This window comes from Haliscomenobacter sp. (assembly GCF_041740695.1).
In the GTDB taxonomy this organism is placed as follows: domain Bacteria; phylum Bacteroidota; class Bacteroidia; order Chitinophagales; family Saprospiraceae; genus Haliscomenobacter.
Genome location: NZ_JBGSLK010000078.1, coordinates 1 through 23,491, shown reverse-complemented (window position 1 = coordinate 23,491; position 23,491 = coordinate 1). Strand labels below are relative to the sequence as shown.

Sequence of the window (23,491 nt, the reverse complement as noted above, 5' to 3'; positions counted from 1 at the left end):
AGGGAGGTTGAGGAAGGTTGAGGCCGCAGCGACTTAGACAAGGACGCGTCCAAGTCGCTGCGGTAGCCTCAACCTCCCTCAACCTTCCTCAACCCTCATTTTATTTCCAGCAATTTTTTAGGTGAATATCCCATTTGGTTTACCTTTGCCTCACTCACAAAGTATTTCGTAAACCAAGTTGACAAACCTGTGAAAAGCCAACAACACAAAGTAACATTTGCCAGCCTTATTGTAACCCTGGGCATTGTTTACGGCGATATCGGAACCTCTCCCCTTTATGTTTTTACTGCTATTGCAGGTCAAGACGTTTTGACACAAGAGCTCATATACGGCGGGATTTCGCTCATCTTTTGGACCCTTAGCTTACAAGCAACCTTTAAATACATTTTCATCACACTGAATGCCGATAACAACGGGGAAGGTGGGATTTTTGCTTTATACTCGCTCGTCAGGCGGCGGGCACCCAAGTGGGCCATTTATGTTGCCATGATTGGTTGTGCGGCTTTGATTGCCGACGGGATGATTACTCCAGCCATTTCCTTGACTTCATCGCTAGAGGTCGCGCAAAAGGCCTTGCCTTCACTGCCCATCGTTCCAGGGGTTATTGCTATTTTGATTGCCATTTTTATGTTTCAGCAGTTTGGAACCGATACCATTGGCAAGTTTTTTGGCCCCTTGATGTTGATTTGGTTTACCATGCTGGTTGTGCTGGGGGTTGGAGCAATCATCGGGCATCCCGAGATCTTTTTTGCCTTAAATCCCTATTACGCGGTCAAATTGTTCCAGCACCACCACAATGCCTGGTGGGTAGTTGGGGCGGTTTTTCTTTGCGTTACCGGGGCCGAAGCATTGTATTCGGACTTGGGCCACGTGGGCAAACGCAACATTCAAATTTCCTGGATTTTTGTCAAAATAGCCCTTTTACTCAACTACCTGGGCCAAGGTGCCTGGATGATGGAGCATTTGGGGCAAAAACTCCACGCTAACCCCTTTGCGGGGATCATGCCCCAGTGGTTTGTACCCTTTGGCTCGGCCATTTCCACGATAGCCGCAATCATTGCCAGTCAGGCTTTGATTACGGGGTCTTTCTCCTTGATTCACGAAGCATTGCGCATCAAGACCTGGTTTCGGATTGTGGTGTATCACCCCTCCAAGCACCGTTCACAAATGTACATTCCCTTTGTGAACTGGTTGTTGTTTGCAGGCTGTGTGTTTGTAGTGCTCTTCTTTAAAAAATCTGCGGCCATGGAAGCGGCTTACGGCATCGCGATCACCATAGCCATGTTGTCCACTACCTTGCTCTTGTATTTCTACCTAACCAGCCGCAAGGCCATGCCACAATGGGTGATTTATCTGTTGATCGCTTTGTTTTTGGCCATTGAAGGGGTTTTCTTCAGCGCCAACATTCAAAAAATTGGGCACGGTGCCGAATTTGCACTGATTCTGGGCGGGGTATTTTTCCTGGTGATGTTCACGGTCTACAACGCTAAACTCATCACCAAACAGAAGCGAAATGTGATCATGCTTTCCCGGGTGTTGCCTACCATTAGAGCGGTAAGCCAGGATGAAGGGATTCCCTTGTTCTCTTCTCATCTGGTCTTTTTGACCTCGACCCGCAAAAAGGACCTGATCGAAGAAGCGATTCCACAGTCCATTTACCAAGGTCAACCCAAACGGGCGGATGTCTATTGGCTTCTGCACTTTTCGGAAGAGGATGAACCTTATACCAATTATTACAAGTTCACCGAATTAGAAGCGGGTTTGATTTATCGACTCGACTTTCATTTGGGTTACAAAATCCACCCGGATGTCAGTGAGTTTTTCCCAAGGGCGGTGAATGAATTGGCGGCACAGGGCAAGATTCAACTAAAGAACCACTACCCTACTTTGCAAGAACACAACGTGGGGCCAGATTTCCGTTTTGTGCTGCTGGATACGGCTTTCCTGATTTCACCCGTGATGCCTATCCGCGAGCAGTTGTTGTTGAAGGGGTATTTGTTGCTGAAAAAAATTGGGGTTTCGGCGGAGTCTCACTTTGTACTGGAGCCGGGGACTTGGGTAAAGGAGCAAGTGATTGTGAATGATTAAGGACTTGAAGAGAGTTGATTATCGAACAATTGATAATTTTCTTTTTTTGAGTTAAGAGTTAAGAATACATGACTTACGAGTTTAGAAGTGAGCTACCGCAGCGACTTAGACACAGCCTTGGTTTAAGCTACTGCGGTAGCTCACTTCTAAACTCTTAACTCATGTATTCATGTACTCTTAACTCATGTATTTTGTAAGCCGCTTTGGCCGACTGTGAATTATTGCCGCGAAACCCGCTCCAACTCATCCTCCGTCGCCGTACTCCTCCTGCGTGAAGGTTTCACATCCGTTTTACCAAACTTATAAGTCAAAGTCGCGTTCAAGCGGCGGCTTTCGTTGGTGGGATCTACCACGACATCCACATTGCCTTGTTTGACGATGATGTGGGGTTGGCGGGTAAAAAATACGTCGCTCAGGTTCAGCTTCAAGTTGCCTTTCCCTTTCCAAATCGGTTTGGAAGCACCAATGTCCATGCCCCACATTGGGTCAATTTCGAAGATACCCTCCAGCATTTTGGTTTGGTAAAATACGGTCATTTCGGCCTTTATTTTGCTCGGCAGATTGAAGGTGTTCATGGTCATAAACTGGGCAGTGAACTGGCTCTGATTGATTGCACCATTGGACAGCGGTGAATCAAGATCATTGATGTATCCCACCACATTCAGGCGGCTGTTCCACCATTTGGCCAGTTCAAATGGTGCTGAAATGGTCGCACTGTAGTTTTTGAAAGTGCTCAGGTTGGCGGTAGTCTGGTAGGTTTGGCGCAGGGCATCGTCTTGCTCCAAAACCTGGGTGATTTTGTCGGTGGTATGGTTGTAATTGAGGCTGAGGACGTATTTGTTTTTCAGGGAAAAATTCAGACCCAGCGTGTTCGTAAATTCAGGTGTCAGGTAAGGATTACCTTTGCCAAAAGTATACTGATCGATAAAATACACAAAGGGATTGAGGTCGTCGTATGAAGGCCGGTTGATGCGACGGCTGTAGTTGTAACTCAGGCTGTTGTCTTTACCAATGGGATGAGAAATACTCAAACTGGGAAAGAGGTTGAAATAGTTGCGGGTAAACCGCTCCGACAAAGTTGGCGACTGCCCAAGGGCATCGGTCAATTCCCCACGCAAACCCATCTGGATGCCCACTTTTTTGAACTGAGTATTGAAATTCAGGTAACCCGCGTGGATGTTTTCGGTGTACATGAAGCGGTTGCTGCGCAAAGGATCGTTTTGCCAAACGTTTTCGGTAAAGGTTTCTACCAACAAATCATTGTCCGTGTCCACAAAACTGCTTTTCCAGCCTGCTTCCAAGCGTGATTTTTCACCCAATGGGCGGGAATAATCCATTTTAAAGGCCAGGATGTCCACTTGTAAGCCCGCATCAGTCCGGACAATATTAGGCAGATCAACTTCCTGCCCAGCGGTGGTGAAGAAGCGGTTGGTGTTGGTTTGCAACTTGTCTGCACTGTTGGTTGAATAATCGGCGTCGAAACTCAGCTCGTGGCCTTTGTTGTCAAAAGCGTGCTTCAGGTTGACATTGGTGGTGTAATCCCGCCACTTGTCGCCGCCCGTATTCTCACTGCGTACTTCGTTGAAATCCCCCGGCAAGGCACCACTCAGCAAGTTGCGGCCACTGGATTGGGGCACCCACTCCCCGATTGAGGCATTGGCCAAAACGCCGAGGGTGGTTTTATTGCTCAAAAACCAGTCGGCACCAGCATTGAGGCGGTTGTTGTCCGACCACATGATTTTGCGGTCGTACTGCTTCATTTCAGTGAAGGTGTTTTCAAAAGGAATGCGGCGCGAGATGTCGATATTTTGGAAACGTTTGTTGTAAAAATTGCCGTAAGAACCAAATACATTCACTTTTTTGCTGCGGTTGTTCATGCGCAATTCAGCGCTACCGCGTGGGTTTTCACCGTAACCAGCGCCCAGGGTCAGGTTGCCATTGGTACCCAGGCCTTTTTCCTTTTTCATCCGAATGTTGATGATGCCGGAAGTGCCCGCAGCATCGTATTTGGCGGAAGGGTTGCTGATAATTTCGATGGCTTCAATGCTGGTGGCGGGGGTGTTTTCGAGGAGGCGGGTTACTTCTTCCGCCGACATGTAGGTTTGTTTCCCGTTGATCAAAACCAGTACCCCAGAGCGGCCTTTGAGAGAAATCGTGCTGTTGTGGTCAACCATCACGCCGGGGCTTTTGGCCAGCAATTCCAGGGCGTTGTTGCCTGCTGCAACCGGACTGGCGTCTACGTTGATGATCATTTTATCTTGCTGCAATTCGATGAAGGGCTTTTGAGCTTTTATGGTCACTTCACCCAATTTCACCGAGGCGGTTTGCATACGAATGTCTTCAAATTGGTAATCCGGCTGACCAGCTTTGATTTGGATGCTTTGAGAGAAATGAGGTGTATAACCAATCATGCTACCCGAGATCAGGTACTGCCCTTCGGCAACTGCTTCAATGGTAAAAAGGCCAGCATCGTCGGTGACCGCGCCTTTAACCAGGGAGGAATCCTGGGCCTTCAGCAGCAGTACATTGGCATAGGGCAGCGGTTTTTGCTGTTCATCCAGTACACGGCCTTTCAGCAAGGTTTGGGCACTCATGTATTGACAAATGCTCAACAAGAGAAATAAGGAAAGAGAAAGTATTTTTGTCGGCTTGCTCATAACAACATTGTTTTCGGTGATTGATGCCGAAAGGACGAGCAAGTGCCGAGAAGAAGTTACAGGTAAAAATGCTTTACCCGACCAAGGTTCCTTTTTTTTCGCTGAGTGTTAGAAATACACGGATGAAGAGTTTGCACTCTATGGACATTTTGCTCGGAGGACATGAATTGCCTCCAGCTTTAGCTGGTGGGTAAGCAGTGAACAGTAATTTTGGGCTTTAGCCCCATTTGCAAAATTGAGATTTGGGCTAAAGCCCATTCAAGACTCGAGCTTCGAACCACCAGCTAAAGCTGGAGGCAATTCATGTCCTCCGCTTCCAATGAACAAAATTGTCAAGTAGTGTGAAGAGTTTGTTTAAATGCGAGCATACCAAACGAAGGAATAAGCATAAGGATTCTCCGCATCCGCTGGATGGTCTGCCCTTTTCACTTCTTTCCAAAGCGCAGGATCGATTGCCGGGAAAAAAGCATCCCCTGCACAAGTGGTGTGTACCTCGGTGATGATGAGTTCATCGGCGAGCTGTATGGTTTGGGCATAAATCTCGGCGCCGCCTAGGATGTTCAATTGTCGGACGTCCAGTTTTTCAGCCAGCTCAAAGGCTTCGGCAATGGAATGGGCAACATAGATCCCCTTGGGCGCGTAATCCTTTTGGCGGGTAACCAGAATCACATCCTGGCGATTGGCAAAAACCCCCATTCCTTCGGGTGTTCCGTAAGAGTTGCGCCCGGTGAGCAAATAGCCATTTTGGATTTGCTCCATAAAAAAAGCCAGGTCAGCAGGCATGTGCCAAGGCAGCTTCTGTTGGTTTCCGATGACGTGGTTGTCGGATTTTGCGGCGATGATGGTTTTTTGCATTGGTAACATGTTTCCAATATGAGGCATCTCAAAGAGAATTACCAAAGCGACATTTTTTTATCACAAAGAATAAAAAAGAGGACACAAAGGACACAAAGTTAGACGTTGACGACGCTTCGCTTTGTGTTCTTTGTGCTGCCTTTGGGTTCTTTGTGCTTAAAAAATGTTGCTTTGGTGACCCTCTGAAAATTCGGGATACTTCATATTTAATTCTTAAAGTATTTGACTGGCGACTTGGTGTTGTAAAAGAAAAACGACCACATATCCGCCTGTTCTTCAATGATTTTCGAAGTAGGTTTGCCTGCTCCATGGCCCGCGTCGGTTTCGATGCGGATCAGAACCGGGTTGTCCCCCACGTGGCTTTCTTGCAGTTGGGCCGCAAACTTGAAGGAGTGCGCAGGTACCACCCGGTCGTCGTGGTCGGCAGTAGTGACCATAGTAGCGGGGTACTCCACGCCGGGCTTCAGGTTGTGTAGCGGCGAGTAAGACTTCAGGTAATTGAAATACACGGGATCATCCGCTGAGCCGTATTCGGGAATCCAGCCCTTGCCAACCGTGAATTTGTGGTAGCGCAACATGTCCATAACGCCCACTGCCGGGAAGGCAACGGCGAATAAATCAGGCCGTTGGGTCATGGCTGCACCCACCAGGAGGCCGCCGTTGGAACCACCCGCAATGGCCAGTTTTTCCTTGGAAGTGTAACCCTCCTTGATCAGGTATTCAGCAGCGGAGATGAAGTCATCAAAGACATTTTGCTTTTTGAGCAACATCCCGGCCTGGTGCCATTTTTCGCCGTATTCACCCCCACCGCGCAGGTTGGGCATGGCATATACGCCACCGTTTTCGAGCAAAATCAGACGGGCAGTGCTGAAGCTGGGCGTCAAACTGATGTTGAAACCGCCGTAACCGTAGAGGTAAGTCGGGTTTTTGCCATCCAGCTTGAGGCCTTTTTTGTGCACTACAAACATGGAGACTTTGGTGCCGTCTTTGCTGGGGTAAAAAACCTGTTTTTCTTCGTAATCCTCGGGATTGAACTTCAGCGGCGTTTTGAAGAACTGCTCCGATTTGCCCGTTTTCAGGTCGTATTTGAAGATGACGCTGGGGTAAATGAAGGAAGTGAAGGTATAAAAGGTAAGATCGTCGCCTTCTTTGCCATAAAAACCTCCCGCTGAGCCTACCCCGGGCAACTTGATTTCTTTTTTGTTTTTGCCGTCGTAGTCCATTTGGTAGTAGCGGGTGGTGGCGTTTTGGAGGTAGTCCGCAAATAGTTTTTTGCCCACCGTACTGGCACTTTGCAGCAGGTTTTCTGATTCGGGGATGATGACTTTCCAGTTCTTTTTGTCGGGTTTGGCGGCATCAATTTCAATCACGCGGTAGTTCGGCGCATCGATGTCCGTTTGGGCCAAAAAGCGGCCATTTCCCAGGTGTTGGATGATGCCACTTTTGTTGGTGTAGCCCGGAAAAATGGCTTGAAGTGGGCCATCTTTTTCCAGATCTTTGACGTAGGTCGCGTAGCCATCGGTGCCGGGCGCGGCGTACAAAACCAGGTACTTGTAGTCCTCGGTCACGCCAGCATTGTGGTAAATATTGGGATTTTTGCGGTCTTCGTAGATGAGCTTGTCTTTGGATTGGTCGTCACCCATTTGGTGGTAATAAACCGAATGGTATTGGTTGTTGCCCGAGAGTTCCTGACCTTTGACGGGTTCGGGATAACGGCTGTAAAAGAAGCCGTTTTTGTACCAAGACGCGCCGGAGAATTTGACCCATTTCAGGACGTCTTTCAGCTCTTTTTTAGTGGCAATGTCGACAATGCGGATTTCTTGCCAATCTGAACCAGCCTGATTGCGGGCGATGGCCATGTACTTGTTGCTGGGATCAGCTTCGAGCAAACCCACCGTAATGGTGCCGTCTTTGGAGAGCTGGTTGGGATCGATGAACACTTCAGGGTCTCCATTCAGGCCTTTTTGAATGTAAATCACCGCCTGGTTTTGCAGGCCATCGTTTTTGGTGAAGAAGTAATTGTCGCCGGCTTTGCTTGGCGCGCTCACTTTCGGGAAGTTATACAATTCAGTATAACGATCGGCAATTGCTTTGCGGTAAGGAATTTTTTCCAGATAATCGGTGGTCACCGCATTTTGGGACTGCACCCACTTCTTTACACTTTCGGCGGTATCTGCTTCCAACCAACGGTAGGGATCGGCTACTTTATTGCCGTGGTAATCATCTACTTGTGTTACGGTATCGGTCCCTGGATAGGTGACTTTGATCGTTTCTTCCATGGTAGGTTTTTCTTTTTTGGCGCCACAAGCGCTCAAGGTCAATAATAAAATGGTTAGGAATGAAATTGGTTTCATTATCGTGGTGATTTTTTCGTAAATTGAGCTTTGGAAAGGCCCTAAAATAAGAACTTTTTGAATTCAAGTGGAATTTTACTTTGCATACACCTTTGCGCATAGTCTAGTGCCTATTAAACCAAAAACGATGAACCTTTACATCAAATATATGGTCAGTTTGCGCTGCAAAATGATGGTGAAAGAAGAATTAAAAAAATTGAACCTACACTACGTGTCCGTTGACCTCGGTATGGTGGAAATCATGGAAGAAATGACCCTCGAGCAGCATGATCTGTTGAAAAAAAATCTGTTGAAGTCGGGACTGGAGTTGTTGGATGATAAGCGGGCCATCTTGATTGAAAAAATCAAAAATGTGATCATTGAGATGATTCACTATTCCGATGAGTTGCCCACTGATAATTATTCTGAGTACATCAGCAGAAAACTGAATTACGATTATACTTATTTGTCTAATATTTTTTCAGAGGTGAAAGGAATCACCATCCAACAATTCATCATCAACCATAAAATTGAAAAAGTAAAAGAGTTGCTGCTCTATGACGAGCTCAACCTCACCGAAATTTCATATAGACTCCACTACAGCAGCGTAGCCCACTTGTCCAACCAATTCAAAAAAGTGACTGGACTCTCTCCTTCCTTTTACAAACAATTGAAGCAAAAGCGCCAAGGGAATTTGGAAAGTTTGTAAATCTAAACAATCGGCACAAGGGCCGGAATGCGTTTTAAATGATCCAATTGGGTCTTCAGGGATTCAAGGTACTGCTCAAAATCTGCGGTATCGATGTTTCTGTTTTGCTTACTAATAAATAAGGGCGTTTCGCTCAGCAGCTCATAAAATTCAACAAAGGTTTCGCGGATGGTTTCGGTCACTACAATGATTTCATTGAGCAGTTCCTTTTGCCCCTGATCGGTGATTTGATGGGTTTTGTGCAGGCTGCCCAAGGAAATATAGGGCGTTTGGCCCATGTAAAAAGGCAACATCGGAGGCAATATATTTTCCGTTTTCGAATACATTTCAATGTCTTCAAAATTGTCTTCTAACAAATTGCCAGTGTTAAGCAGTTCCGATTGCGTATCGTCAAACCGTTCGGTGCGATTTTTTTTGGAGCGGATCATTTGACTATAGGGTTGTGGTGTTTGTCAATGGTGAGTCTGGCCATCAGGTAACTCAGGGTAGATTCGGCGCCTTGGTTGAGGTTCACCTGGGTTTCTTCCAATCCATCGTAACAGCCACCGGTGCAGGGGTTGTAAATGATTTGGTGCAAGTGATTGTTGCCCAAAAACCAGTTGAAAGCGCTCTGCATTTTTTGTAAATAACTTTCGTCGTTGAATGCGGTATAAAACTTGCTGAGGGTAAAGATGGTGTAGGCTACGTCAATGGGCTGTTCTCCGTATACGGCGGCTTCCTGACCTTTGAACAACCAGCTCTGGTTGGAAATCACCTTGATGCCGGTTTGGTTGAAGGTGCGCGTCAACAAAAAATCAAAGGAAGCCTGGGCTGTTTCTTTGTACACCTGCCCACCCGTTGCCAGCCAGGCGCAAAGCATAGCCTCGGGCAAAATGCTGTTGGCGTAGGTCAAATACCCTTCGTACCATTGCCAATGTTGTTCGGATTCATGCCGATACATTTGTACCAGGCGGTTGGCCAGGGTTTTGATCAAACGGGTGTGGTAGAGTGATTTTTTTTGCAAATTGGTGTAATACAAACCCTTGATCACAAAAGCCATGGCCCGGGTAGAATGCATATTTTCCACCTGTAGCAAGGCTCGCTGCAAAATTCGTTCCGCTTGCGCCACCAGAGCTACTGGCAAAAGACCCCGGTGGGAAATGAGATAGCCCAGTGCCCAAATCGCCCGGCCATTGGCATCAGCCAGGTTGTTGGCGCTGTTCTGGGCTGTAAAATGATAGTCTTTGTCAACATAATTCAAAAAATCACCATTCGGCTGTTGACAAAATTGAATGAAGTTCAAATAGATTTGTAGGTAGGTCAAGTCCTGTTGCTCCCCGGTAGTTTCAAAGTGCATGCAGAGGGCGATCAGGGCTCGGGCATTGTCATCAATGGTGTACCCGGATTCCAAATCGGGTTGGTTGATTTTTGAAAACTGGATCATCCCAAAATCCGTGGTCATTTTTTGGATGTGCTCCAGGTTGATTGGAGGTATACGGTTGTTCAAAACGATTTTTTCAATTGAATGAGGGCTATGGTTGGGCGCTTTGACCAGTTGATTGATGCAATTCATGGGTCCAGCTACTTTTTGCAACAATAGGGCGTGGGCAATGGCCGAGTTTTCCCAGGCGGTGGGTACAATGCGTTGCAGGGCATTGGAGCGGAAGGCCAAACACAAATTTTCATCACTCATTAAACGATTCACTCCCGCGGCCAATTGATCCGGGTTTTGAAAATCGATGATGATGCCAGTATCTTCGTGCAGCAGTTCGCGGGCATGTGGAATGGGGGTGGAAATGATGGGACAACCACAACTCATCGCGTAAGAAAAAGTTCCACTCACTGCTTGTTTGGGGTCTTTGGAAGTAAACAAATAAATGTCGGTCATTTGTAAGTACTCCAATAAATCCGCCAAGGGCAGGTAACGGTTGATAAAGATGACGTGATCGCAAAGGTTCAAGGTTCGAACTTTGGCGATCAGCATGTTGCGGTATTTTTCGCCCTCATTTTTGATCACGCCCGGGTGGGTGATGCCAATGACCAGAAAGACAATTTCGGGGTTCAATTCAATGATCGCGGGCAAGGCATTGAGTGTGATTTCGATGCCTTTTCCGGAGCTAAGCAAGCCAAAGGTGGACAGTATTTTGCGGTTGGACAAACCATATTTTTCTTTCAATAGGGTTTTATCCAGGTGGGGCACCAAATGGGTGCCGTGGGGGATGACTTCAATTTTTTCGGCAGCAATGCCATAGTCCTCAACCAGAATTTGTGCAGCATTTTGGGTCATGACGATCATGGCCGCGCAAGCATTGGCTATTTTTTGCACTTTTTCCCGCATTGATGCATCGGGCTGAGGCAATACGGTGTGAAAAACGATGATGGCAGGCTTACTGAGCCAGAACAAAAATTGCAAAAATGCGGCCTCCCCTTTTCCCTGAAAAAGCCCAAATTCGTGTTGCACCAAAACGAGGTCAATGTTCATATCGATGTTAATGGCATGGGCCATTTCCAGGTATTTAGCCGGATTGCTGGTATCAAGCACAAATTTCACCTCTTTGGGGTAAACGTGGGTGGTTTTGCTTGGCTCCAAAGCACAAACTTTAAGGGAAAAAGACTGCTTGTATTTATTTTTCAGGGCCTTCAAGAGGTCCTGTGAGTAAGTGGCAATGCCGCACTCTAGTGGAGGGTAGGTAGTGATGAATAAAATTTCGGGTGGTTTCACCTTACGAACCAGAGGTTCCGCGACAATTTTTGGTGTAAAAGTGGGGAATAATGTACTGATTAACTCCTCCTGGACATCAAAAACGATTTCATTATTCATGGTTGGTCAGGTTGAGCGACAACTCCTTCAAGAGCTCAGCTAAAGAAACTGAGGCGCAGGCTATACGCTCGTCGGCGGCTCCGTAATAGATGTATAAAGTATCTTCAAATAAGGCAGCTCCGGTTGGGAAGCACACGTTGTTTACCTCTCCTTTAAGCTCCCATGGGTATGCAGGTATGAACAAGGGGTAAGGCAAACGGGCAATTTCTTTGCGTGGGTCCTCTAAGTCGAGCAATGCTGCACAGGCCGAGTACACGTATCCCTTCAGGGAATCGTGCACGCCATGGTAAATCAACAACCAGCCCTGTTCGGTTTCAATCGGGGGGCAACCGCCGCCGATGTAACTGACTTCGTGGGTGTATTTTGGTGCAAGTACAATACATTCGTCAAAATGCAAAAAGTAATTGTGCCAAAATTCGGGGGTGAGTTCATTCAAATCTCCAACAGCTACAATGATTTGAATATCAGGCTTGATGCGGTGTAAAAAGCAAAATTTGTTGTTGATTTTTCTGGGAAAAAATATCAGGTTTTTGTCCCACAAATAAGCTTCTTTGCCCTGGTGTTCAAGGGTGCGCAAATGTTCGTTGTAGCGAAGGTATTTTGCGTTGATCAAGCCCTTGGCTTCCGCCAGTGCCTGAAATTCCTGATAGGTTATCGTTGGTACGATCAAGCTTTTTTTTCAAAATGTTGCAAATCTGTGGAAGTTGCAAGAGCACCCAAGGCGTTGATGCCATCGTAGGCGGTATAAGTCATGTAGTAAAGGTCCTCGATCTTTACGATGCGGGGGTCTTCCATTCCATGCAATTCGTAGTCAAATTCTGGTGAGAGTAAGGATGTTTCCCGGCGTTCTACCAGATTCATTGGCCCTTCAAATTTGCAATACCCAATACTAGAGTGGTTGCCTTTGCTGACGGCACGGTAAAATAGATGGACAAAATTGCCTTCGCGGATTGCAGCAGGGTTCAACACCCCTTCGTTTTCAAATTCGAGGTCGGTTTTACTCAGAACTACTCCGTGTTTAATCACGTTTACCATGGTATTGGATTGGGAAAAAGGAAAATAAGCAACAAACAGCCAAGACTACCAAATTTTTGATTTGATAGTCTCGGGCCGAATGTTGTGTAGATTGGGATTACAAAGTTAGGTATACTGCGTCACCACATTGGACTTCGGGTGACCAGGAGGTAATTTGGGGTTACTTTAAAAAAGGGCCAGGTCTTGATCTTCCTAGCTTCGAAAGACCAGATGCAGTGCAGCCACACCTTTTTTTCTAGCTCGTCGGATCAAGACACCTGACACACTGACACTAAAACACTCTAGAACAAACAAGCCTTGGGAGCTTACTTAAGACTTAGGGCTATGGCCGGTCTTCGGATTGGGTTTGGGAATAAATACGTCAAGCTTGGGGTCTTTTTCCTTAATCCCTTCGGACTTGTAATCCGACCCGGCTTTTGTTTTACCTTCAGACTTATCTGCAGGCTTTTTCTTATGGTTCTTACTGCCTTTATCTTTACTCATTTTGGTTTTTGTTTAGTTGATTTGTGAATGCTGGGATCATTTGTTCTGGTAATGTAAAAGTAAGGCTATTGAATGGGGGAATTGTTACATAAATCCGGCAAAAAGTTACATTATTCACATATTCACCTTTTTTCATTATTGTAACTGGATTCGCCATTTATTCATAAATAAAAAAAGGCAAATATTTAGTTTGCCTTTTTTTATTGGGTCATGCTTAATTTTTATTATCAACTGCGAGATCTCTCAGGGCTTTGCCGAGCTCATCCATGTCGTGGTTGAATTCCCGTTTGAACAAGGCCCAATCGGTATTGGAGTTCTCGTAATCGTTCATCCAGGTGCGCATGCCGATGTTTCTTTGCTCCAGGGTGTCGATGCGCTCGGTATAGACCACATCCATCTTCTGGCCTGAGGTTTTTTTCTTCTCGCGGAGTTCAACAATGCGGGTTTCGTTGGCTTTGATTTTGGCTTCCGTATCTGTGCGGAATGTTTGCCATTCTTGCTCATCAACTAGCTTTTGATCGGCGATGACTTTATCATCTTTGGCGTCTGCCAGGTCTTTCTGCGCGTCTTCCACATTGTTTTCAGCAGCATCTGCTTTTTGTTGTGGCGACTGGCAGCCCGTAAAAACGAGTCCGGCCATCAGTGTAGCGGCTATAGCGAGATTAAAAATTGGTTTTCTCATAGTATATTGTTGTTTGGTTTTTATCACCTTACAAAGATGCGGGAATTGAATAGATAAGACGTTACACAATTCCTGAATAGAGTTACACGATTCACACATTTTCCAGAGCAATGCGTTTTTTAAATGAGCGCATTTTTTTGAAATGCATTGGCGTGAGTCCTGTCAATTTTTTGAATTGTCCAGATAAATGGGCTACGCTGCTGTAATTCAATAGGTGAGTAATTTCCTTCAAGCTCAATTCATCGTACAAAAGGAGCTCTTTGATCCGTTCAATTTTGTGCAAAATGATGTATTGTTCAATGGTGGTGCCTTTTATTTCGGCAAACATTTTGGAGATGTAATTGAAATTGTAATTCAATTCTTCGCTTAGGTAATCCGAAAAATTGATGAGGAGTGGTTCAGTGCTGTAATGAATCCTTTCCATGATGCAGTGCTTGATTTTTTCAATCAAGATGTTTTTTTTATCATCGATCAAGGCCAAGCCTGATCTCTTCAGCGCTCGATTCAATGCAACGTATTGTTCGGTGCTGAGGTTTTCCGCCATTTCTACCTCCCCTAAATCGATGGCGCTATAGGCAATTCCGAGGTTATCCAGTTCGGCTTTCACCAACAACTTGCAGCGGGTAGAAACCATGTATTGAATATAGATGGTCATGCATGATTTAATTTTTAAAAATTTTCCACCGTAGAGACGCACGGCCGTGCGTCTCTACCATCCGGAGCAGTGTGAATCAGCTATGTACTTCCACCAAACTATCCCGTAAGGTTTGGATTTTGCTGAGCCCAGCACTGATCGACAGGTATTGCTTGTTCAAGAGCGTTTGTTGTTCGGCGCCCAGGAATTCGAGATTGCTATTCAAGGTCTCGTAGTAGGCATCTACAGCGACATTTTCATCATATGCACAGGATTTGAGGAGGCTGAGGCGGTCATTTTTTGTAAAAGCCCCTTTGATGTCTGTCCAGACTTTGGAAAAGGTGTTGCTAATGGTTCCGTCGCCTTCAAGTGGTTCGCCACCCATCTTGCGAATTTCGTAAATGAGTTCCCTTTTGCATTTGAGGCTGGACTGGGCCAAGTGAAAAAACAGGGATTTTAAGTCTGCATCAGTGGTCTCCTTGGAGGCTGTTTCGTAACCTTCAATCCGGTTATTGTTGATTGTGATGAGTGAATTGAACACTTCAACCGCTTTATCTTGCTTCATTTTTTGGTTTTAAAGTGGTTAATCAACCAGTACCGCTGCGGCATTGATGGATGCCTCCGCAATTGCGGAAAGGGCGGCATCAGCGGCTTTCTCTTGATCCAGCGTTTCTTGCAATAGTGCCATGGCTTTTTTCTCGCCGAGCGTTTGGGCAAAAGCGCAAAGGGTGCCATAAGTGGCAATTTCGTAGTGTTCAATTTTTTGGCTAGCTAAAATGATGCCAGCATCGCGCACTACTCCCGCTTCGCAGTCGTCCATTATTCCTTCGGCTTCTTTGATGAGGCCAGACATGGCTTCACACTTTTTGGCCTCCGGTTTTTCGCCAAGGGAAGAAAAAACAGCCTCAAGTCTGCTTACCTGTCCTTCGGTTTCGGTGAGGTGTTTGCTAAGCGCTTTCACCAATTTTGCGTCGGTCGCGTGTCTGATCATTTTGGGAAGCGCCTTAACAAGCGCTTGCTCAGCCCAGTAAATGTCTTTCAGTTGATCGGTCAACAAGGTCCGTAGACCATTACCTACCTTCGTTTTTGAATTTTTTAAATCCTGCATTGTTGGTTTTTTTATTGGGAATGGAAGAATGGTTGCCCTACCATTAGTAGTGGGGCAAAAATAAGTGTTCCTTTTTCCTGAGCCAAAAGATTAGATAAGACACTTGAAGTGAACCATTTACTTATCTAATTTTTTGGCAAAAGGAACGCTTATTTTTTTATTGCCCATTGGTCCTCCAAATGGAGTACCATCATGGGGGTATTGGTAGAAATGGCCATGTTTTGAATGACACTTTTGTAGAGTAAACTTTCCCAAAAGCCACGGTGTCTACTGACAAAAACCATCAGGTCGATCCGATGCGCTTCGCTGTATTTTTCCAACTCTTTGATGATGTCCGTACCGTACAGGGAATGCGTTTGGTAAGACAAGTTGGGGCTGATCGAGGAGAATAGGTGATTCCAGTTGATGTCCTCCACGTTGCTCTCCCCCTCATATCCGACGTTGTCGATGTGTACAAAATGGGTGGCAGCCTCAACCTGAAGGGCAAAATCAGTGGCTTCTCCAATCATCCCGGCCGTCATCGATCGAAAGTTACTGGTGTACATGATGCGCTCGATGCCCATCCAGGATGCTTCACGGGGCACCAGTACAACCGGGCAATGCGCTTTGGTCGCTACGTTGAGGGAAGTGGAGCCAGAAATTCTGGATAAAAAATCCTGTAATCCGGTGGTTCCAATCACGATCAAATCGGTATTTTCTTGCCCGGACAGTTCCAATAAACTATCGACCGCATTGCCCCGCAGGATTTGGGTTTTTACTTTATCTTTTGTCATGACACCCGCGCCGATATCGCTCTCCTGGATAAAAAGGTCAAAGGCTTCATCCAGTTGGGTTTCTTCATTGGCGGCGAAGGGCGAAAAGTTCTCTCCACTTGTAGGGAAAAAATATTCCCTGACGTGGACTACGGTCAAGGTAGCCTCAAGCGCTGCAGCCAGCCCTTGGGCATATTGGAAAGCATTGCGGGCAGTGACTGAAAAATCAGTTGGAACAATAATGTTTTTGATCTTTTCCATCGATGTTTTACTTGCTTACTGGAACCGATAACCTAGGGAAACTTGTCCTACCGAGTTTTTCCCTTCGCCCAAAAGGAGCTGCACATTGTCTTTGCTTACATTGGCAAAACCCTGGTTGTAACGGATGCCCAACAATAGTTTGTTGAAATTGAAACTCAAACCTGCGGTGAGACCGGCGTCAATTTTGTTAAAAGCATCGGTCACCAGTACGTTGTCATTGTACGTGGTGTACTCTGGCTTAGAGATCAGATAAGAGGCGAACGGCCCCACCTGCAAGTCAACTGGGCCTAGCTTAAAAGCAACTGGGAGCAAAAAATCCACGTAGTCCATTTTAAGGTTCTGCTTATTGCCCAAATATTCAAAAGCAGTACCTTTGATGGAATAGCTCAACTCCGGTTGGATCGACATAAACCCAGACGCTACGGGCACATCTGCAAACACACCTGCGTGGAAACCAAAGCGCTCGCGGCGGTCTGGCAGGTTTTCAAAGGCTATGTTGCTGGCATTCAGACCGGCACGGATGCCAAATTTGATTTGAGCAGAGCTTGCAGCGGGAATCAACAGGATAAAGCCCAAGCCCAATATTAGGGTGATTTTTAGTTTCAAGATTTGCATAAACTTTATTTTTAAGTGATTAACATGCGACGTTTACTAAACTTTGAAAGTTTAGTAAACGTAACTCGCAACTTATTGCCCAGCTTCTTGCTTGGCTTCTGCCTTCATTTTTTCATTGGCTGTAATGGCAATTTCGACCCGGCGATTTTGGGCACGATTTCCTTCGGTATCATTGGCAACAGTAGGCTGGTTTTCGCCCATCCCCAGGATACGCAATCTACTATTGCTCACCCCGTTGGAGACCAGGTAATTGGACACCATTGCAGCGCGATTTTCAGAGAGGGTCTGATTGAAAGCATTGGAGCCTACATTATCGGTGTGCCCTACGATGAGCAAATCGGTTTCGGGATTTTCATTCAGGGTTTGGGCAAAGGTTTGCAGGGTTTGTTTGTTTGATTCCATTAAATTGGCTTTACCAAAGTCAAACAGGAGCTGGCTATTGAAGGTCAACTTGATCCCCTCACCTACCCGTTCCACGGTGGCCACCTCGCCCAGTTCTTGTTCCATTTTTTTGGCTTGCTTGTCCATTTTGCTGCCAATTACGGCACCGACGGCGCCACCCGCAGCAGCCCCAATAATGGCACCAATGGCGGTGTTTTTACTTTTGTTGCCAATGATGGCACCGATTACCCCACCGGAGGCTGCGCCGATGACAGCACCTTTGGTGGTTTTATTCGTGCTGGATTTGGTTTTCTCCGTGCCGGATTTGGTTTTTCCAGTTGTTTGTGCTTTTTGGGCGCTTTTACAGCCTACAAAAAACACACTTAACAACATTAAAAACAGGAGTATCTTTTTCATAGTATTTTAGATTTGAGGTAGAGACGCACGGCTGTGCGTCTCTCGTCTCCGGTTTAAAGTCGCACGATCGTGCGTCTCAACAGTTTTGCGTTGTGTACCAGTCCTAGATTTTAACATTCAGGGCACCTAGCAAACCAAATGCCTGCAACAACCATATTGCTACCGCTATCACAACCACCACATTCAGGATGCTTTTGATTTTGCGATCCATGGGGATGTAGTTATTAATCAGCCAAAGCACCAAGCCCACGACAACGAGGACGATAATAATATTCAAGAGAGTCATAATGATGATTTTGAAAGGATTCACACAAAGTTAGGGCTAGCAAGTGTCTTGTGCCTTACACAATAGTTGGAATAAGTTACATTATTCACATATCCAGGAAGATAGACCTATGTCGATCCAGCTATTTGTGGTTGATGAGCCAGGCCTTGAATTCTTCTATTTCACTGTTTTGATCTATGATCATTTGCTCGGCGAGCTTTTTCAATTCCACGTTTTTGCCTTGTCTCAGTTCATTTTCGGCCATCACCACTGCTGAGCGGTGATGGGGAATCATCATTGCAATAAAGTCCTGGTCGGTATGGCCAGTCATGGCCATGTTGTTCATTTTGTTCATCATACTTTTCATGATCAAAGCCAGAATAGGCTGATTACCAGTCGTTCCAGTTTTTACAACTGGCATTTTAAAGTTCGCAACGAACTCTTCCATTTGTTCAATTTGCGCTGTTTGTAGGGTCTGGATGCTTTGCGCCATTGCGATAATTTGTTCGTCACGGCCTTGGGCAATTTCTATCTTACTCATGTCAATGGCCGCCTGATGGTGCAGGATCATCATATTGGCAAAGTCGAGATCAAAGGCACCACTCATCTCCAACTGGTTCATTTTTGCCATGGTCCCACTCAATGCGTGCATTAAGTCATTGTCCATGATCATTTTGGGGTTTCCCAGTGAATCTTTTGGTGCCTTGGGAAGTGTAGTGATATCCGCCTCGCTTGCATTCCGGTTGTCCACACAAGCGCTCAGCAAAAAAATATTGAGCAGCAAAACCGCCGCGATTGATATTTTCATAGTCATTTTTACTTTTTTATAGTCCATTAAAAGGTGATCACTTCTGTCGCGGTTTCCTGGCGCATGGCTTCAAAAAATGGGGTCTGCTTGTGCTCCACACAGTGGGCAGCATAGAGGTACATGGCAGCGCTCCAGGTTTGCCAGTCTTGCCCCATGGCTTGACCATCCTGGGCTTTGATCCATTCATTGAATCCGTAGTCGACATTGGCCTTATTGACCAGTTTGATGCTATCGGTCAATGCCATCAGTTTTTCAGCGGCCAATTCGTATTTTTTAGCTGCAACCAAAGCGGCGATGTAAAAGCCACAAACAAATGGCCAAATGCCACCATTGTGGTAGTTGCCGGGTTGGTTAAATTCGGGGTAACGCCAATTCCAGTCGGGATCGCCGGGTTGAACAAAGGGGAAAAAATTGGGTGGTAAATTCAGGGCCAGCTCGCCGCGGTGTTGCATACTGGTACACTCCTCCTCGATCCAGGAGATGATCTCCCAGGACCGCGCTGGTGAAGCAATTCCCGAGAGAATCGCCAGGCTATTGCCCAGCAGGTCGAAACGTTCGCTGCCGAGAATTTTGTAAGACCACAAGGCGTAGTAAGGCTTGTTTTTTAACACCAGCCGATCATGGACATGTTGATTCCAAGGCGCTTCACGAACCGCAAAGTGCCGCATTTCCTGGCGCAACAGTTCAGCTCTTTCAGGCTGCCCCAATAAGCGCAGGTAGGTGTAAACGAGGGTATTGACAAACAGCCCATGGCCAAGTACCCATTGCTCATCGCGCCAATCACTAGTGGGTTGTTGGGCAACGAGGTAAAAATCCTCAGGGCTTTGGTACTCCATCCAGGTCAGGGCCTTTTGGGTGGCTTCATGCAAAAATTCACGTTCGCCAGTCATGTTTCGAAACACTGCGACCGCGATTAAAAACAAAGGTGTGGTATCACTTGAACCACGGTCGTCGGGGTTGTGCACCATAGAGGAAATATGCCCCCGCTCGCTCTGGTTTAGGGCCAGGGCATGCAAAACTTTGCGGATGCTTTCAAACAATTGTTCATTACCCGATACTCCTATTCCCAAAATAGAAATCATCAAATCTCGAGTGTAGGGTTCGGGATAACCCCAGCCAGCCGTTCGTGGGAAACCGAAATGGGGTCCCTTGGCATTGTAAAGCAGCACTTCAAGCGCGGCCTGTTTTGCCTGCCCAATGGCTTGCCAATTGATCGTTTGCATGGTTTTTGTTTTTAGAGGCCGGTTTAATCAATGCCCAGTTTGTCCCGCATGATTTGTACAAAGCGCCGGGCAACTACACGGTAGTCAAAATTTTCCACCACTCTCTTCCGGCCCGCTAATCCCATTTTTTTTCGCAGCTCAGCGTCGTGCATCAAGGTCAACAAGTGTTCGCTGATGTCTTTTACACTGGCCCTGTAATCAACAGTGCGGGGTTCGTCGAAGACGATGGTAGACTGCGCTTTAAAGCCCGATTCATCCCCCAGGGTGACTTCGTTCACCACAATGCGTTGGGCTACATTTGCTAAAAAAGCGGTTTCGCCATGGACCAGGGTATCCAGCATGCCCATTGCCTTGATGCCGATGACTGGTTTTTGGCAGGCGCCCGCTTCGACCTGAGGCATACCAAAACCCTCGAGTCGTGAGGGTGCAGCGTAGATGTCGCAAGCTCCAATCAAGTAGGGCATAAAATCACGGGAAATGATGTTGGTGGCATAAGTGACGCTTTTATCAATGCCAAGGGCCACTGCCATTTTCAAATCTTCCGAATTTTGCAGGCTGGTGCGTGGCTGAGGCCATACTTTGCAGACGTATTTCCAATCGGGTGCCTGGGTATCAATAATGGCCAAGGCCTGCATGACCTCTTGCGCCCCTTTGGAGGCCGCATCTCCACCTACGGTGAGGATCATCAATTGTTCGGGCGTGATCCCCAGTGATTCGCGTACAGCCAGGATTTTGGGGTCATCCCGAGCGTGAGGTTTAAAGGTATGGGTATCACAGCCCACGGGCAAAACTTCAATGTTGTCGCCACTGATGCCATCCCGTACGTACATTTCTTTGACCCACTGCGAAGTAACCAGGATCAGTGGCAATTGATTCAGGACGTCCTGATAGTTGGCGATGTAGCCATTGGCCACCAGCCAGGGTACTGGCTGGATACCATAGCGTTGTGGGTGAAGTACCAACTGGGGCGTATACCCCCAATACCCCACACCAACGACGACGTCTGGCTCGAACCAACGATAATACCATTCTTTTTCTTGTGCAGACTCATAGTGAACCGCATGGGCATCAACGCCCAATTCCAGCAAGCCCCGATAAAGCAGGTCACCTTGAGTGGCCAGTCCACCGGGTGAAGGTGGGTATTCGTATAGTAGGAGTACTTTCATATGGAAACACATCCATTATTGAGCCATTGTACAGCTCTTTTTGGGTCAGAAAACTGCCAAAATGATTCTGTAGAAGGGGTGGTTAAGGCTTCCCAACTGTTGGTATCAAACCCGTAGGTTTTGGTCATCAGTCGGTATTTTTTAAGCCAAATCAGGCGTGATAGTCGGTGGCAGATCGAGGCATTTTGGACTGCTTTGGGAAAATAGGCTTTAGCCCCATCCTCGAAAGCAAAAAACCAAAGCGTAGTAGCCGCTATTTTGCCAGCATGCCAAAGTTCAATTACGGCCCTGCTGGTTTCTTCGTGCCGGAGGTGTCTGGTGTATTCTCCGGCAGGGTGATGAGTGATGATCAAGTCAAAGTGTGTGGTTGGCAAGAGCTGAAGTATCGCATATTGGAAGTCAAAATCGGGGATGGGTGTTTGTTCTGGCCCATCATCCAGGTCGCCCATAATTCCCTCCGCGTGGAGCAAAACCAGGGTTTGTTTAAATTTGGGTACCCGTTCCAGGTCGCTGCCTCGACAAAGGCACACAATAAAACACTCCCAAGAGGGGTGAGAAAGGATGGTTCCGCCTACCCATAAAGTTTCATCATCTGGGTGTGCAACAATAATGGCAACTTGTTTTCGGGGCAATTGAATCATGAGTAAAAATTGTAGCCAAATTTTGCAACTAAATGCTCAATCACCAGGCTCAATCTGCTGATCTTGGTCTTGGTCACCACTGATGAATTTTATGATCCCATCACCAATCGCTTGAATGGTTTCAGGATTGTTGACGATGAACAGGGTGATGCCAAATTGTAAGGAAGTACCCAACAATTTTTTCAAAGGGCTTTCTTCCAGCCCGGAGAATACCTTTTTGGATACATACCCGGCAACCAAACCAAGTGATAAATTGATGATGTCTTCCCGCAAATCCTGAGAGGCAATTGCTTCTTTAAAAGTGCTTCTGATTAGGTTGATAGGCTTGATGCTTTCGTAGGCTTGATTGACATGCTCCTTCAACATTTTTCCTTCCTCAGCTCGGCGGGTTTCCAATTCCAGGATGGCATCGTTCAGGTTAGTTGTTGAATCTAATTTTTGCATCTCCGATATTATTGAAGAACTTGGTTAATCAGGGTATTGCCAATGGGGGCCTTGATCCATTGGTACAGAAAAAAATGCGACAGCAGTGCTGCGATGAGGTAAAACCCTGCTACAATAAAAAAACCGTAGTGTGGTTTTCCCAATAAATCACCTAGCAGCATGGCCACACCAATGCTCAAAAGCACCACAAACAGTATAACCATAATCACTACGCCCAACCTGGCCAACAATGCAGCAATACCTTTGCTGAGTGCTTCCAAAGCTTTGAGTTTGGCCAATTCAACGGTTGTTTTGCTGTAGGTTTCCAGACTTTCGAAGAGTAGTTCTGCTGAGCCACTTGATGCTTCCATGCTTGTTGGTATTTGGTGTGGCACCAACAAAAAGCAATAAGCACCAGTTGGTACCTATTGGGTTTTGTTGATTGGGTTTGTTTATTTAGCCTGTTTGCTGGCCAGCAAGTCATTTTCGACTTCTTCCAGTTTGACTTTGCCGTTGTGGGTCATACGGATCACCTCGTTGTTGACAGCCTCAATTTTTTTGTTGACACTTTCCACAAACGCGTTGAATTTGCTACTCAGGTCTTCAGCGTATTGATTTCCTTGTTTAGAAATTTTCCGCCGGGTAGAAGACCCCTTGTCTGGTGCATACAAAACACCAATGGCAGTACCAACTGCAACTCCAGCCATTACGCCGATTAAAACTTTACCTAAACTCATGGTTTTCGTTTTTGACTTGATTTTAAAAAAGTTCGAAGTGGAACAATTTCTCCTTGCAAAGGTGCAGTCTTTCACTGGGGAAAGCATTACACAATTCTTCATAAGAGTTACATCATTCACAGGTCGATTTTAGTATTTAGGGTTGAAACCAAACCTGGTTCCAACCCCAAATAATTATTGCTTGATGAGAATCAGTTTTTTGTAAGTAATCTGGCGGCCATTGACAATTTTGCAATAGTAAATTCCACCGGCCAGGCTTTCTCCATTCCATTCGGTATGGCGTTGTTGCATGAATCTCCGCTAAAAAAATAGGCTGATCCGGTTAAATTTGCTTTTGCGAAGAAAAACCCAACCAAAACCAGCCCATGTCAAAGATAGCAAAAGCAGATCAGGGAAGCAACAAGCCAAAGCAAAAATA

At 46.3% G+C, this 23,491-nt stretch carries 25 protein-coding genes; 2 read left to right on the top strand and 23 right to left on the bottom strand.

What is annotated here, in order from left to right; genetic code table 11:
- Positions 1-189: 189 nt before the first annotated feature.
- On the top strand, positions 190-2,088 hold the full coding sequence (locus tag ACEW9O_RS16095) for a KUP/HAK/KT family potassium transporter (protein WP_373551204.1): 1,899 nt from the start codon (positions 190-192) through the stop codon (positions 2,086-2,088).
- Between the two features lie 218 nt (positions 2,089-2,306).
- Here ACEW9O_RS16095 and ACEW9O_RS16090 read toward each other — a convergent pair whose 3' ends face one another.
- The 3 genes from ACEW9O_RS16090 to ACEW9O_RS16080 all read right to left on the bottom strand — a co-directional run bounded on the left by ACEW9O_RS16090 (position 2,307) and on the right by ACEW9O_RS16080 (position 7,954).
- Entirely contained in the window at positions 2,307-4,745 is a 2,439-nt protein-coding gene (locus ACEW9O_RS16090; protein WP_373551203.1) for an outer membrane beta-barrel protein, read from the bottom strand.
- A gap of 354 nt (positions 4,746-5,099) precedes the next feature.
- Positions 5,100-5,600 (bottom strand): dihydrofolate reductase, encoded by a 501-nt coding sequence (locus tag ACEW9O_RS16085; protein WP_373551202.1) that lies wholly within the window; start codon positions 5,598-5,600, stop codon positions 5,100-5,102.
- A 206-nt stretch (positions 5,601-5,806) separates the two neighbouring features.
- Positions 5,807-7,954: a prolyl oligopeptidase family protein gene (locus ACEW9O_RS16080; RefSeq protein ID WP_373551201.1), complete on the bottom strand. Its 2,148-nt coding sequence runs from the start codon at positions 7,952-7,954 to the stop codon at positions 5,807-5,809.
- Positions 7,955-8,081: 127 nt separating this feature from the next.
- Here ACEW9O_RS16080 and ACEW9O_RS16075 point away from each other — a divergent pair, with 127 nt between their 5' ends.
- Positions 8,082-8,642 (top strand): helix-turn-helix domain-containing protein, encoded by a 561-nt coding sequence (locus ACEW9O_RS16075; protein ID WP_373551200.1) that lies wholly within the window; start codon positions 8,082-8,084, stop codon positions 8,640-8,642.
- 2 nt (positions 8,643-8,644) lie between these two features.
- On the opposite strand, the gene ACEW9O_RS16070 is transcribed toward ACEW9O_RS16075, so the two are convergent.
- The 20 genes from ACEW9O_RS16070 to ACEW9O_RS15975 all read right to left on the bottom strand — a co-directional run bounded on the left by ACEW9O_RS16070 (position 8,645) and on the right by ACEW9O_RS15975 (position 23,073).
- Positions 8,645-9,070, bottom strand: a complete 426-nt coding sequence (locus ACEW9O_RS16070) for a hypothetical protein (protein ID WP_373551199.1) — start codon at positions 9,068-9,070, stop codon at positions 8,645-8,647.
- Complete coding sequence (locus tag ACEW9O_RS16065; protein WP_373551198.1) at positions 9,067-11,442, bottom strand: glycosyltransferase; 2,376 nt, start codon at positions 11,440-11,442, stop codon at positions 9,067-9,069. The genes ACEW9O_RS16070 and ACEW9O_RS16065 overlap by 4 nt, the downstream gene beginning before the upstream one ends.
- A complete protein-coding gene (locus ACEW9O_RS16060; RefSeq protein ID WP_373551197.1) occupies positions 11,435-12,112 on the bottom strand; it encodes a hypothetical protein in 678 nt (225 codons plus the stop codon). The genes ACEW9O_RS16065 and ACEW9O_RS16060 overlap by 8 nt, the downstream gene beginning before the upstream one ends.
- Positions 12,109-12,477 carry a hypothetical protein gene (locus ACEW9O_RS16055; protein WP_373551196.1) on the bottom strand — a complete coding sequence of 123 codons (369 nt, stop codon included), beginning with the start codon at positions 12,475-12,477 and terminating at the stop codon, positions 12,109-12,111. Before ACEW9O_RS16055 ends, ACEW9O_RS16060 begins: the two co-directional genes overlap by 4 nt.
- 309 nt (positions 12,478-12,786) lie before the next feature.
- The gene (locus ACEW9O_RS16050) at positions 12,787-12,960 is read right to left on the bottom strand and encodes a hypothetical protein (protein ID WP_373551195.1); all 174 of its coding nucleotides are present in this window, start codon (positions 12,958-12,960) and stop codon (positions 12,787-12,789) included.
- Positions 12,961-13,174: 214 nt separating this feature from the next.
- On the bottom strand, positions 13,175-13,642 hold the full coding sequence (locus ACEW9O_RS16045; protein ID WP_373551194.1) for a hypothetical protein: 468 nt from the start codon (positions 13,640-13,642) through the stop codon (positions 13,175-13,177).
- A gap of 91 nt (positions 13,643-13,733) precedes the next feature.
- A complete protein-coding gene (locus ACEW9O_RS16040) occupies positions 13,734-14,297 on the bottom strand; it encodes a helix-turn-helix domain-containing protein (RefSeq protein ID WP_373551193.1) in 564 nt (187 codons plus the stop codon).
- Between the two features lie 76 nt (positions 14,298-14,373).
- Positions 14,374-14,841 (bottom strand): PA2169 family four-helix-bundle protein, encoded by a 468-nt coding sequence (locus tag ACEW9O_RS16035; protein ID WP_373551192.1) that lies wholly within the window; start codon positions 14,839-14,841, stop codon positions 14,374-14,376.
- A gap of 18 nt (positions 14,842-14,859) precedes the next feature.
- On the bottom strand, positions 14,860-15,384 hold the full coding sequence (locus ACEW9O_RS16030) for a ferritin-like domain-containing protein (protein ID WP_373551191.1): 525 nt from the start codon (positions 15,382-15,384) through the stop codon (positions 14,860-14,862).
- 149 nt (positions 15,385-15,533) lie between these two features.
- Entirely contained in the window at positions 15,534-16,397 is an 864-nt protein-coding gene (locus ACEW9O_RS16025) for a universal stress protein (RefSeq protein ID WP_373551190.1), read from the bottom strand.
- 15 nt (positions 16,398-16,412) lie between these two features.
- Positions 16,413-17,012: a porin family protein gene (locus tag ACEW9O_RS16020; protein ID WP_373551189.1), complete on the bottom strand. Its 600-nt coding sequence runs from the start codon at positions 17,010-17,012 to the stop codon at positions 16,413-16,415.
- A gap of 72 nt (positions 17,013-17,084) precedes the next feature.
- Complete coding sequence (locus tag ACEW9O_RS16015) at positions 17,085-17,810, bottom strand: OmpA family protein (RefSeq protein ID WP_373551188.1); 726 nt, start codon at positions 17,808-17,810, stop codon at positions 17,085-17,087.
- A 103-nt stretch (positions 17,811-17,913) separates the two neighbouring features.
- On the bottom strand, positions 17,914-18,096 hold the full coding sequence (locus tag ACEW9O_RS16010; RefSeq protein WP_373551187.1) for a Thivi_2564 family membrane protein: 183 nt from the start codon (positions 18,094-18,096) through the stop codon (positions 17,914-17,916).
- Between the two features lie 121 nt (positions 18,097-18,217).
- Entirely contained in the window at positions 18,218-18,883 is a 666-nt protein-coding gene (locus ACEW9O_RS16005) for a DUF305 domain-containing protein (RefSeq protein ID WP_373551186.1), read from the bottom strand.
- A gap of 26 nt (positions 18,884-18,909) precedes the next feature.
- Positions 18,910-20,106 carry a glycoside hydrolase 100 family protein gene (locus tag ACEW9O_RS16000; RefSeq protein WP_373551185.1) on the bottom strand — a complete coding sequence of 399 codons (1,197 nt, stop codon included), beginning with the start codon at positions 20,104-20,106 and terminating at the stop codon, positions 18,910-18,912.
- Positions 20,107-20,129: 23 nt separating this feature from the next.
- Entirely contained in the window at positions 20,130-21,272 is a 1,143-nt protein-coding gene (locus ACEW9O_RS15995) for a glycosyltransferase family 4 protein (RefSeq protein WP_373551184.1), read from the bottom strand.
- The gene (locus ACEW9O_RS15990) at positions 21,269-21,913 is read right to left on the bottom strand and encodes a PIG-L deacetylase family protein (protein ID WP_373551183.1); all 645 of its coding nucleotides are present in this window, start codon (positions 21,911-21,913) and stop codon (positions 21,269-21,271) included. Before ACEW9O_RS15990 ends, ACEW9O_RS15995 begins: the two co-directional genes overlap by 4 nt.
- Before the next feature lie 36 nt (positions 21,914-21,949).
- Positions 21,950-22,357 carry a hypothetical protein gene (locus tag ACEW9O_RS15985; RefSeq protein ID WP_373551182.1) on the bottom strand — a complete coding sequence of 136 codons (408 nt, stop codon included), beginning with the start codon at positions 22,355-22,357 and terminating at the stop codon, positions 21,950-21,952.
- Between the two features lie 8 nt (positions 22,358-22,365).
- Entirely contained in the window at positions 22,366-22,707 is a 342-nt protein-coding gene (locus tag ACEW9O_RS15980; protein ID WP_373551181.1) for a phage holin family protein, read from the bottom strand.
- A gap of 81 nt (positions 22,708-22,788) precedes the next feature.
- A complete protein-coding gene (locus tag ACEW9O_RS15975; RefSeq protein WP_373551180.1) occupies positions 22,789-23,073 on the bottom strand; it encodes a YtxH domain-containing protein in 285 nt (94 codons plus the stop codon).
- Between the last annotated feature and the right edge of the window lie 418 nt (positions 23,074-23,491).